This is a genomic window from Mesorhizobium sp. M0808 (assembly GCF_040320025.1).
Lineage (GTDB): Bacteria > Pseudomonadota > Alphaproteobacteria > Rhizobiales > Rhizobiaceae > Mesorhizobium.
In genome coordinates this window covers 17,963-29,669 of the sequence record NZ_JAMYOX010000053.1, presented here as the reverse complement: position 1 = coordinate 29,669, position 11,707 = coordinate 17,963, and the positions used below count along the sequence as shown (strand labels likewise).

At 55.4% G+C, this 11,707-nt stretch carries 9 protein-coding genes; all 9 read right to left on the bottom strand.

From position 1 onward, the window contains the following. Nucleotides 1-771 precede the first annotated feature (771 nt). The 9 genes from NKI25_RS32520 to NKI25_RS32480 all read right to left on the bottom strand — a co-directional run bounded on the left by NKI25_RS32520 (nt 772) and on the right by NKI25_RS32480 (nt 11,703). On the bottom strand, nt 772-1,458 hold the full coding sequence (locus NKI25_RS32520) for a GntR family transcriptional regulator (RefSeq protein ID WP_353000495.1): 687 nt from the start codon (nt 1,456-1,458) through the stop codon (nt 772-774). A gap of 55 nt (nt 1,459-1,513) precedes the next feature. Then, nucleotides 1,514-2,662 (bottom strand): M24 family metallopeptidase, encoded by a 1,149-nt coding sequence (locus NKI25_RS32515; protein ID WP_353000493.1) that lies wholly within the window; start codon nt 2,660-2,662, stop codon nt 1,514-1,516. A 107-nt stretch (nt 2,663-2,769) separates the two neighbouring features. Next, complete coding sequence (locus NKI25_RS32510; RefSeq protein ID WP_353000492.1) at nt 2,770-3,606, bottom strand: ABC transporter permease; 837 nt, start codon at nt 3,604-3,606, stop codon at nt 2,770-2,772. A gap of 2 nt (nt 3,607-3,608) precedes the next feature. Then, the gene (locus NKI25_RS32505; RefSeq protein WP_353000490.1) at nt 3,609-4,835 is read right to left on the bottom strand and encodes an ABC transporter permease; all 1,227 of its coding nucleotides are present in this window, start codon (nt 4,833-4,835) and stop codon (nt 3,609-3,611) included. A 73-nt stretch (nt 4,836-4,908) separates the two neighbouring features. Beyond that, nucleotides 4,909-5,973, bottom strand: coding sequence for an ABC transporter substrate-binding protein (locus NKI25_RS32500; RefSeq protein WP_353000488.1), 1,065 nt, complete (start codon nt 5,971-5,973; stop codon nt 4,909-4,911). A gap of 112 nt (nt 5,974-6,085) precedes the next feature. After that, a complete protein-coding gene (locus NKI25_RS32495) occupies nt 6,086-7,186 on the bottom strand; it encodes an ABC transporter ATP-binding protein (protein WP_353000487.1) in 1,101 nt (366 codons plus the stop codon). Between the two features lie 743 nt (nt 7,187-7,929). After that, nucleotides 7,930-8,466 (bottom strand): sarcosine oxidase subunit gamma, encoded by a 537-nt coding sequence (locus NKI25_RS32490; RefSeq protein ID WP_353000485.1) that lies wholly within the window; start codon nt 8,464-8,466, stop codon nt 7,930-7,932. Nucleotides 8,467-8,476: 10 nt separating this feature from the next. Next, nucleotides 8,477-11,440 carry a sarcosine oxidase subunit alpha family protein gene (locus NKI25_RS32485; RefSeq protein ID WP_353000483.1) on the bottom strand — a complete coding sequence of 988 codons (2,964 nt, stop codon included), beginning with the start codon at nt 11,438-11,440 and terminating at the stop codon, nt 8,477-8,479. Beyond that, nucleotides 11,437-11,703 carry a sarcosine oxidase subunit delta gene (locus NKI25_RS32480; RefSeq protein WP_502897478.1) on the bottom strand — a complete coding sequence of 89 codons (267 nt, stop codon included), beginning with the start codon at nt 11,701-11,703 and terminating at the stop codon, nt 11,437-11,439. Before NKI25_RS32480 ends, NKI25_RS32485 begins: the two co-directional genes overlap by 4 nt. Nucleotides 11,704-11,707 lie beyond the last annotated feature (4 nt).

Below are 11,707 nucleotides of genomic sequence, written 5' to 3'. Positions count from 1 at the left end.
CAATGGCCGATACATTCGCGCCCGGCTTCAGTGTCGCCTCGATCAGCCGCGACTTCGCTTCCGCCGACCAGCGCCGCCGCGGACGCTGCGGGCTTGCCTCCAGTCGGTTGGCAACCGCTTCAAGAACATGGAAACTTCTATCATCAGGCATAGGCGCAGACATAGAAATTGACACTGCAAGCTCCTCGGCTCCTTGCTTCAGTGTCAGTATGTCTCGCTCATCACCTCAAGCCGCGCCAGATGGGGTCAGCTTGGCGCTTACATTCCATCGGCAAATGCGCCGGATATGGCTACGGTGTCTGAGACGGCGCAGCCAGAAAAGCCGGCGCATGGGCTGGTCGGAGTTCGAGACCCTGACGGCGCGCTTTCCCCCTGCCAACTCCGCGCATCACTCGAACTTGGGCGCAAGCACGGATATGACGCGGGTTACCCTCGGGAAGAGCCGGGTGCGGGAAATCCGCCCGCCCGGATCTGTGAGGGCGAAAGCCGAATGGCTGAGCTACTCGACCACGACCCGCAAAGCGGACCCGACACTGCGGATGGGGTCGAATTCCATGTTCAGGAGAGTGACCGCAGCCGGCAGATGGCGGCGCTCCGCCGATCGACGCTCGCCAGGCCGGGTCGCAAAGCTCGAACCGCAACCAGAAAGCTAAAGGCAGGAATCATCCATGGCGCTGCTAATGGTCCAGCGGGGCAGTGTTTGACCCCAAGAGGGAAAAGCGTGCAGACAGGTGACGACACTGAGTTGATCGCCCAGGGTGGATTTTGACTTTAGCCCCCCGGCGCTTCATCGCGCGAAATGACTTTGGAAATTCGGTCAAACGCCATTGCCGCTTGGTTTCGTCTGAGAAAGCCGAAGCCGCGTAAGTCGCCACGCTGTAGTACAGAAATCAGCTCGCGAAGTTCCGATGAAAGAGTTTCAACCTCTTCTTGCCAGTTCAACTTCGGCACGCAACTCAACCAAATTCTGCCAATTTCGAAATAAAGTTGCTCCGTAATTTCTCTCGCTCTGACATTTGAAATCGCACCTGCGAGCGCTTCTTCTATCTCGCGATGTATCTTGCCCAACAAATGTACATCACGATTTGACAATAGTTGTTCTGCTTCCTCAGCTAAGCTCTGGAGAGATTGAATCGTCATAACAGGAATTGGCAGGTCAATAAATCTGTAGAGGTTCTCAGCCAGAACCATTCTCACTTCATATATCTGGCTGAGCGTTTTTGCATCGACTTCCGTTACGGTGGTATAGGAGCCTTGAGATCTCACCAAAAGGTGTTCAAATTCGAGGCGCTGAAGCACCTTCCGGAGGGGTGTTCGACTGATCGCGAACTCAGCGGCGAGTGTGTTCTCCGACAACTTTGTTCCCGGCAAATACTCTAATAGAGCTATACGATCCCGCAGAATCTCATAGATTTCTGATGCTGAATTGAAGGAGCGACCAGCTTCTATAATGTTCATTGCCTTCACAATCCTATGTACCTGCCAGAGATCCCAGCTAGCACCGTTGGTGCTGCTAAATTTCAGCGAGATTTCTTGACGAATTCGTCAAGAAGACACCGCCGGACTTCTCAACCAAAACACAATCCGACAAGAAATTGTCGTTGCCAGCATCATCCGTGATCCATGTGAGAAGGTGAAATACCATCCCCTCTCTGATCTGGACAGTGCTCGCCCCATGCAGACTGTTTATACCGGGGCCGCCGGTCCAGGTCGGAGGAAATGAGATCCCGACTGTGTAACCGCAATGCTCGAGCCTCGGGAACGCCTTGGATGCATCAAGATGAGCCCGCCATGCAGCATGTACATCCGACGCGAGTATGCCTGGCTTGAGCGCATTCAAGGCCTTGATGTGTGCCTGATTGCTAATTTCGGATAGCTTCCTTGCCGACGCAGGAGCTGGACCGACATAGCCGGATCGGGCCATCGGAGCGTGATATCGAGCGACGCAGCCAGAAAGCTCCAAAAGAAACGCGTCGCCCGTGTTGAGCTCCCGGGAAGTCCAGGTGGTGTGCGGTTCGCAAATCCTGTCCACGGACCTAATAAATGGGGGGAACCCGGGGGACCGTCCGCCGGCGGAAATCATGGCCCTATAGACCTCGGCCGCGACAGTGTTTTCGGTCACGCCATTGCCGGCTGTCCGAAGTCCTGCAGCAATCATGATGTCGGAGATTTGTGCCGCGCGCTTAACCTGTTCGATTTCAAAGGGGGATTTGACCACACGCATCTCTTCGACAATGCCTGATGAGTCGACAAACTCAGCGCTCGGGAGGGTCACCCGAAGAGGAGCGTCGATCACGACGTTAAAGGCACTGTTCCTTTGCAACGCTACACGCGGGCTCTTGCCAGCAATCGCGACCAGTTGCGACGCGATTGCCGCTGCAACGTCGTCGTTGTCGGCATAACCGATAAATTGAACATCTTTAGCTTGCCGCAGGATGGTGGGCGTCTCAATGCTTCTCGCAAAGAGCAAAGGCGTACCATTGGCTGGAACCAGGAGCGCGTGCAAGCAGAAGTAGCCCTCATAGTCGAGGCCGGCCAGATAATAAATGTTCTCAGGGCTCGTAAAAATCGCCACGTCAACACCACGTTCCCGGCACTTCTCCTGTACTTTGTTAACGCGGGATCCGCGCTCAACGCTAACTTGGTCCACTGTCTGATCCATTTCCGTTTCCTTTCTAGTTTCGAGGGAGATTGCTACTCTGATTTCTACCGGTGGTAGAAGTGGGAGCAATGGGTGACTGATGAGGCCGACGGAGCTTGCCGTAGGACTTACAGCGAAGCGTTCTTGAAGCGGAGACTGCGTCGGTTCAACTGATCGACCAGAAGCATCAATATAATCGCCATGCCGATCAATAGAGTGGCCACTGCAGTTATCGTGGGGTTGAAGCTTTCCCTCACGCCGCTCCACATCCGTATCGGCACCGTATGCTGCGGAGGCGTAGCAAGAAATAGTGTCACAACGATTTCGTCCCACGACCAAACGAAGGCAAAGATCGCACCAGAGATCACCCCTGGTGAAATCAATGGCAAAGTCACCTCCCAGAAGGCACGCGCAGGCGACGCCCCGTGTACCTCCGCTGCCCGCAAGAGTGTTTGATTGAATCCTTTTAGGGTGGCGGAAACGGTTATCACAACAAACGGAGCGCCAAGCGCCGCGTGAGCCAATATTAAGCCCCAGAATGTACCAACCAGCTTCAACTTCGCGAAGACATAGAAGAACCCGAGTCCGGACACAATTGCCGGCACTACCAACGGCGATACAAGGACAGCGAACACCATGTTTTTAAATCGCCAGTTGCTTTGGCTCAGCCCCAATGCAGCCAAAGTCCCCAGAACGGTCGCTACGACAGTCGATGAAATGCCGACAATGAAGCTATTCTGGATGCCCCTTTGCCACATAAGCGATGCTGAGGAATCCCCGAAAATCTCAGCATACCAACGCAATGAAAGCCCCGGCATTGGATACGTAAAATAGGGTGCCGAATTGAATGATAAGGGTATGATTACAATGATCGGCATAATGAGGAAGCCCATTATCAGCGAACTGACAATCCAGAGTGTCATCGTCGAAAAGCCAGGGAGCCGCTTAGCTATTACCGAGGTCATTCCTATGCCTCCTGCATGATGCTGGCGGCTCTAAGCCTGCCGAGCAAGAAAATGACGGCTCCAACGACGGCAAGTAGGAGCACGCTAAGGGCGGCCGCAAGACCCCAATTCCCGAAGTTGCTAGCGTTCTGAGCTATATAGTAGCTCAACATTTGATCGGCCGAGCCACCAAGAAGAGCAGGTGTGATATAAAATCCCAGTGTAACAATAAACACCAACAATATGCCGGCTCCCAGGCCCGGAACGCTAAGCGGAAGGTAGACTTCCCAGAAAGCTCGAAACGGATGAGCTCCTAGCGTAGCCGCCGCGTTCATATATGTGCTCGGAATTTTCAACATTACGCTGTAAAGCGGAAGCACCATAAAAGGCAGCATCACATGAGTCATAGCAACATACACCGCGAAGCGATTGTAGATCAGGTCCAAAGGCTGGGACCACAGCCCCAGAAATATCCCTGTGTCGTTCACCAACCCGTGCTTTTGTAAAAGCACAAACCACGCAGTTGTGCGCACTAGCAAAGACGTCCAGAATGGAAGAAGCACAAAGAGAATTAGTTTATTTCGCAACGCCTCCGATGCATGTGCAAGAAAGTAAGCCAGTGGGTATCCAAGGGCTACACAAGCTGATGTAACCACCACCGTCATCCATAACGTGCGGACGAGCACGTCGAGATAAAAACCACTGCCCTCCGAAGCAGATTCTGTGTTGGATAATCCAAGCGCAGTTCTAAAGTAGAACAGCGAATAGGTGCTCGATGCGTTGCGGAGCGCGAGCCAATAGCGGTTATCTGTCCAGCGTTGATCGATCTGGCCCAGCGCTTCTGCGGCATCGACCGTTGGGAGATTAGATATCTTCGGTCCGGTTTTCGTCAGAAGAGATTGAAACCCGGGTATCGCATAGTTCAAGCGACTACCCGCCTGGCCCAGACTCCTGTTGCTAACGGCTTGTTTGATGTCGGTAGCAAGGGCGGCGAATACCTCCTCGCTTGGCAGATCTGTGCCATCCCAGCGTTGGATTAGATCAGCGGTCATTGGCAGCACAACAGAGACCTCAGGGTCTTCAATACTCCTGGTCAGCATTACGACAATTGGGATGACGAATATCAGCGCGAGATACGAGAAGAGAGGCGCGACGAGTACGCTCTGGCGCACCTCTCTCTTTCTCATCTCGCGGCGATAGCTAAGGGCGGCCGATCCATTTAGATCGTTGGATATGGCTTTAGCAGTCATGGTTATCAAATACTCCGGCAATGTCCAAAGCCGATCCTGTCTAGAGCGGGTAGGCCGCCTGAATTTACCGGAATTATTGCTGAGCAACCCAGTTGTTAAAGCGCTGTGTCAGATCTTCCTGGTGATCTACCCAGAACTGGACGTCCATCGGAAACCCGTTTTTCACGTTTTCGGCGCTTGTCGGGAGTTCGGCATTGAGTTCCGGCTTGATATGCTTTTCCGCAGCTACTACAGCCGGGCTGTAGGCGACGTGTTTCGTGATATCAGCGATCAGCTCCGGCTTAGTGGCGTACTGGAGAAACTTGTAGGCACTATCAACGTTCGGAGCCCCCTTCGGCATGATCCACATTGACGTTTCCCAGCGGAATTGATTCCACACGGTCTTGATCTGTTTTTGCCCTTCACTGTGCGCGGCACTGTACAGTCGACCGTTCCAGCCCACTGTCATTGCCACTTCTTTATCAGCGAGAAGCTGTACTGACTGCGCACCGGTCTCCCACCAAACGATGTTTGGCTTGAGCTTTGATAGGCTAGCGAACGCCCGATCAACTCCTTCCGGGGTACCCAGCACTTCGTAGACCTTGTCCATCGGCACGCCGTCGGCCAGCAAGGCGAATTCCAACGTCCCGTTGGGAGACTTGCGCATTGCTCGTTTACCCGGCCATTTCTCTACATTCCAGAAGTCGGTCCATGACTTTGGACTAGGTTCCGCTACCTGATTTGTGTCATAGGCGAAATTGACGGAATAGATGACGTCGGGGATACCGCACTCAATCAGACTTCCAGGAACAAAATCATTCTCTGTCAGCTTGAGCCGGCCGAGATCAATCCGTTCCAAGAAGTCCTGCTGGCAGCCAATGGCTGCGATCACAGATTCACTCTCGGCAAGTTGCCAATTGTATGTCCCGGTACTGGCCATGGCTCGGATTTTTCCGACGTCGCCCGAGAAGGCATCCGCGAGGATATTGATCCCTGTGTCCTTGGTGAAAGGCTCGTATACCTCTGCCCGCAAAGCGCCTTCGAATGAGCCGCCGTACGTTGCGATGGTAAGATCATCGGCTTTTGCGGCCACCGCAGTTCCCACGAGCAATCCCACCATAGTGAGAGCCGAGTATAGGTTCTTTGAGATATTGCGCATGCACTTCCCCTTTTCTTCCTTTGTGAATATTGACATTTCCGATGCATGTTAGGCATGCGTCGTCCGTCGAATCTTGTGAACGCTCGCCAACAATTGCGGTGTGATCCCGTTGTTAAGTTCGAAGGACCCTGCAGTCCTGCGACTTCCATCCAACGACCAGGTTCTGCCCGACTTTGTACTCTAGAGCACCGCCCGTTCTTGGAATTTTGACAAGAATCTCTTCATTTCCTGCCACATCCAGCCTAAGTCTGGTCTGGTCACCCAGCGCGATGACCTCGTTAACGCGGGCAGGATATTTGTTGGTGAGATCGTCGGTTGGAGAGACTACGATGCACTCTGGACGGACCACCACAACCACATTCGCATCCGGCTGAATGAGGCTCGGACTAATTCCCTCGCCTCGGGAACCATCCTTAAGCTCTACCTGGCAGATTTCGCCTTGCGATCGGATAGCCTTGGCATTTATTTTATTATTATCGCCAACGAATGAAGCGACAAAGAGGGTCGCTGGCTCGTCATAAAGCTGCATGGGTGAGGCAATTTGCTGGATCCGGCCCTCGTTGAATACTGCGATCCGGTCCGCCATTGTGAGTGCTTCACTCTGATCGTGCGTGACAAAGATCATCGTGACGCCGAGGCGCTTATGTATCTGACGCAGCTCGAGCTGCATTTGTTCGCGCAGCCTCTTGTCCAGCGCGCCGAGCGGTTCATCGAAGAGAATTACAACTGGTTTGAAAACAAGCGCGCGCGCAAGCGCGATGCGCTGTTGTTGACCACCTGAGAGCTGATCAGGTCGTCTCTTGCCCATCTGCGGGTCGCGCAGATCGACCATCTCAAGCGCCGATTGCCCGAGCTTGTAGGCATCCTTCCGCGACATTCCCTGCATTCGAAGCGGGAAAATAATGTTCTCCATCACTGTCATGTGTGGGAAGAGCGAATAGTTTTGGAACACCATGCCAAACTTTCGCTTATGAGTTGGGATGTCCTGAAGCGATCTCCCGGCCAAAGTGATGCTGCCGCTGGATGGATGCTCGAAACCCGCGAGCATCCCGAGAGTTGTACTTTTTCCCGACCCTGAGGGTCCGAGCAAAGCCAGAAACTCGCCCTCGTAGATGTCAAGATACAAATCGCGAACGGCGAAGTTCTTTCCATCGTACGTCTTGCTAACCATGTCGAACCTGATTAGCGGATCTCGATCGAGACCTTTGCTCAAACTTCTGACCTCCCAGTGCAGCAGCGTGCGAGCCCTCCTCAAGCCAGCTCGCCATATTTAAAAGGCTAACACAGGAATAGCTTGTGTACAAGATGGAATCACGTGTCGGGTCAGACTTTTCGTAGTCTCCTATGCCGGCTCGCAACTGTGAGAGATGGCGCTATCCTGAATCGCCTGTTTGACGTAGACGCGTCCCGGAATCCCGCGAATGTCGGGGATTTGCGGGGGCTCTGCCATCAAGTCCCTCCGACCAAAAAACTTTGGATCTAAGACGGGTTCACAGACGGCGTCGCATGTCGCCAGCAAGAAGTTGAGCGCGGGCGCAATCTTGTGCACAAGGTGATTGCGAGGCCCTGCGAAACGCAGAGCAGCGTGAATTTAGTAACTAGCTTGCCTCGCAGGGCCGGACCAACCACCAGAATCGAGTATTCGGAGGCCTCTTGGGTCATTAACGACCGACTAGCCGGATAGAGAAACGCCGGAGGAGTGGGAGCAAATAATGCTGCCAAAATGCGATTGGCTTGGCGACTTCGAAGGCGGACAGAATAATTCGGGTTCGATTCTAGCTCGACTCAGTCTAGGCCTGGGAACGCGGATATCCCATGTGGCTTGAGTTTCGAGCGTATTTGGGCCGCCAATTGGCGCCTGGTTCTGTTGATTGCGTTCCATAGAATGTTCCTCGCGCGGAGGTGTTGCCACGAGGCAGCGAGAAGCCAGTTTCATGAATGACAGATTTCGCGATCTTACCCGTTTGCTGGCTTGGTTGCCACCTCAGCCGTGAGATGATCAGCCAAGAAGCTGGTAAGCGACATTGCAAACGTCGTTGGGATGAAGACTGTAAACTGGTCGCGGCCATGGCGGTCGATAAGGACACTGACATGGTGAATGGCCGTCTGCGCGAAATGTCCAACCGGGAAGGCTGCGTCGGCAAAGTCGAGAGCAGTTACACGACTGAAAAGCCCGCTGGCGCCCGGTCCTTCGAGCGTGAGGCACACGCGCGCGTCCGAGAGATCAAGGACGGACAGATCGATTGCGCTTTCAAAGCCAAGAGCGGTGTCCGACCGAACCAGCGCCCGGTCAGGCGCAATGCGCCAGACTGTCGTCGGCCCGCGGCGGACCGATGAACAGAAGTCACCTGGCAGCGCCAGCCCCTCTGCCTGGAGCGCATCGTCTGCCTTCCTGTTGAAATCTCCCCAGCCGGCAAGCTGCGTCAGATAGCCAGAGTCTACTTGATCGATGGCGACAGCCAGGCCGTCACTGGTTGTGCCGCGTACCGGCAAAGGATGCTTTTTAGCCATTCTGACGGTGTCCTTCCGGATCGAAGAAATGATGCGAGACGACTTTTGCCTTCAATGTTTGATTGCCGACAAAGTCTACCACCTGGATTGTTTCACCAAATCGCTCAGGGCCACGCGACAGAAGTGCTAAGGCGATATTCCTTTTGAGCGCCGGAGAGTAAGTCACGGCCGACACCCATCCCTCACCGTGGCCCTTGGTGGGAGCATTCAGCGCGAAAAGAAGGGAGCCTGCCCTAGCACCAGAATCGCCAACGATTTCCAGCCCCACCAGCGAAGGGCGCATCGGGTCTTCAAGAACGGGACGCTTGCGCAGGACGGAGCCGACAAATGGCTTCTTGCTCGAAGCAAACCCCTCTAGGCCTAAGTCCTTCAGGGTAGTGCGCCCTTCGATTTCCGAACCGGCGATGTGGCCTTTCTCAATGCGCAGGGCGCCCATCGCCTCGAGACCGTACGGCTTGAGAGGATATGGAGCGCCGGTTGCGATAAGAGCCTCCCAAATCGCGCAGCCACGCTTGGCCGGCACGTAGAGCTCATACGCCAGTTCACCTGAGAAGCTCATGCGGTGCAGGCGGCAGGCTACTTCTGCGATCGTGACATGGGTGAAGTGATTGTTGGGCAGTGTCTCGTTGCCCAGCTCCGCACCTGTCAGGGTGCTCAGAACACCGCGGGATTTCGGGCCGGCAATCGCGATTGCAGCCCACTGGTCAGTGACCGACGTGACATGCACCTTGAGATCGTGCCACGCAGTCTGAAGGAGATACTCCGCCCTGGCCAGCACCTTCGCGGCGTTCGCCGTCGTGGTCGTCATGAAGTAGTCGTTATCGCCGAGACGCGCCGTTGCGCCATCGTCGAACACGAAGCCATCCTCGCGCAGCATTATGCCATAGCGCAGCCTGCCAATCGGAAGTGTCTTGAAGCCATTCACATAAACGCGGTTGAGGAATTCCGCGGCATCAGGTCCCTGCACAGCTATCTTGCCGAGCGTGGAGACATCGACGATGCCGACATGTTCGCGCACGTGCGCGGCTTCGCGAACATAGGCGTCGTTAATGTCTTCGCCCATGGCCGGATAGTACCATGGCCGCAGCCACGCACCGGCATCGATCATCTCGGCCCCATTTTCCTCATGCCAGCCATGGATGGTTGAAAGCCGGGTCGGGCGGAAATTAAGACCGTGGTCATGACCAACGATGGCGCCAATCGTGACCGCGGTATAGGGCGGGCGGAAGGTGGTGGTGCCGACGGAGGGGATGGTAAGGCCGCGCAATTCGGCCATACGGGCAAGGGCGTTGAGGTTCGACGTTTTTCCCTGGTCGGCTGCCATGCCGGAGGTGGTATAGCGCTTGAGATGTTCGACGGAGACATAACCCTCAAGATGGGCCTGATCAATATCGGCCAGCTTCACGTCGTGCTGAAAGTCCACAAACGCCTTGCCGGGAGTACTGCCATCCGCCCTGGTGATGACGGCCACCGGCATAAGATTGCGACCCCAGAAATCGGTCTGGCCGAATAGCGCGGGTTCCTTCCCAGTGCTTCCACCAGCTTTGTGGCCCTGCGAGAGAGAATCCCTCAGCGATGGCGAACCGACGAGCGAGCCGGCGCATGTGAAGGCTCCTTTCTCTGTCGGCGGCAGAAACGCGTCCAGTTCCTTGTCATATTGTGGCTTTCCGAAGCGCTGGCTCCACAGATGCAGCGTTGGTGCCCAGCCACCGGATACGGCGACGAGATCGCAAGCGATCCGTACGCCATTGCCCGTTACCTTCCCTTCCGGAGTAACGGGTACAACATGTGCAGATTTTACGCATTTTCGACCCACCGCTTTCAGGACTGCGTGTCCGAGTCGCAACTCGATTCCCGCATTCTTCACGCTCTCACTCAGTTGTGCCGGGATTTCGCGGCGCATGTCGCAAATTGTTACCTTCGCACCGGAATTTGCGACTTCGAAGGCAGCGGTGTAGGCGCTGTCATTGTTTGTTGCCACGACGATCCGCTCGCCGGCTAGGACCCCATATCGGTTCAGGTAACTACGCACAGCGGAGGTCAGCATAACCCCGGGCACGTCATTGCCGGCGAAAACCATGGGTCGTTCAATCGCTCCGGTCGCCAGGACGGCCCGTTTGGTTCGCACAACCCAATAGCGCTGCCGCGGCCGTCCCTCTGCAGGCGCGAGCACGTGGTCCTGCACCCGCTCCGCGAGGCCGAACACCTCACAGTCATACGCACCAAACGCCGTCGTACGCGTCAGCACACGAACGTTGGGAAGATCGCTAAGTTCGACATGAGCCTGAGCAAGCCAGGCATCGGAGGGCGCGCCAGCCGGCTCGCTGAGAAGGGATCCGCCAATGGCGCGGTCCTGCTCGACCAGTATGACATTGTCGCCCTTCCGGCCAGCCGCGAGGGCAGCGGCAATTCCCGCCGGACCTGCACCGACGATCAAGACGTCGCAGAAAGCATTGATTTTTTCATAGTGGTCGGGATCAGGGAGCGTCGTCGCCCGACCCATCCCGGCCGCCTTGCGGATGAAACCCTCGCAGAACATCCAGAACTTCGTCCCGCTGAAGGGGCCGATAAACGTCTTGTAATAAAACCCCGCGCCGAAGAAGCGGGACATGAGCCCAGTGACCGCTCCAATATCGAATTGGAGACTGGGCCAGGCGTTTTGCGGCATCGACGTCAGACCATCGAAGACTTCCACCATCGTCGCCTGTGCATTGGGTTCATGGCGATCACCATCTCGTAGGTGGACGAGAGCGTTTGTCTCTTCGACACCCGCTGCAACCAGACCGCGGGGCCGGTGATATTTGAAACTGCGCCCTAAAATCTGCTGGCCGCCAGCAAGCAAGGCCGATGCTAAAGTGTCGCCGGGATGTGCCGGGAAAGATCGACCGTCGAATTGAACGCCGACCCTACGAGAGCGATCAATCCGTCCACCGGTTGGGAGCCGCCGCGCGGTCATACTGCGACCTCACGGGCGAGGAAAGAACCGAACATTTCGTGGGTCAGTGTATCGCGTTCAACTACGATCCACTGCCTACACCCCGCGACGTGATGCCAGTATTCCTTATGCAGACCGCGAGGGTTATCGCGGATGAAAATGTAGTCGTGCCAAATTTTGAAATCCGTTTCGTTCATATCGGGGCGGCGAACGGTTGCGTCTTCGCCGTAAGTGAACTCGGTTTGGTCCCGCAGCCCGCAAGCCGGGCAATGAATTCTCAGCATGTTT

Excerpts from the sequence above, each read along its gene's own strand:
- NKI25_RS32515 (WP_353000493.1), bottom strand. The coding sequence starts at position 2,662 with ATGGATCAGACAGTGGACCAAGTTAGCGTTGAGCGCGGATCCCGCGTT.
- NKI25_RS32500 (WP_353000488.1), bottom strand. The coding sequence starts at position 5,973 with ATGCGCAATATCTCAAAGAACCTATACTCGGCTCTCACTATGGTGGGA.
- NKI25_RS32510 (WP_353000492.1), bottom strand. The coding sequence starts at position 3,606 with ATGACCTCGGTAATAGCTAAGCGGCTCCCTGGCTTTTCGACGATGACA.
- NKI25_RS32485 (WP_353000483.1), bottom strand. The coding sequence starts at position 11,440 with ATGACCGCGCGGCGGCTCCCAACCGGTGGACGGATTGATCGCTCTCGT.
- NKI25_RS32480 (WP_502897478.1), bottom strand. The coding sequence starts at position 11,703 with ATGCTGAGAATTCATTGCCCGGCTTGCGGGCTGCGGGACCAAACCGAG.
- NKI25_RS32505 (WP_353000490.1), bottom strand. The coding sequence starts at position 4,835 with ATGACTGCTAAAGCCATATCCAACGATCTAAATGGATCGGCCGCCCTT.
- NKI25_RS32520 (WP_353000495.1), bottom strand. The coding sequence starts at position 1,458 with ATGAACATTATAGAAGCTGGTCGCTCCTTCAATTCAGCATCAGAAATC.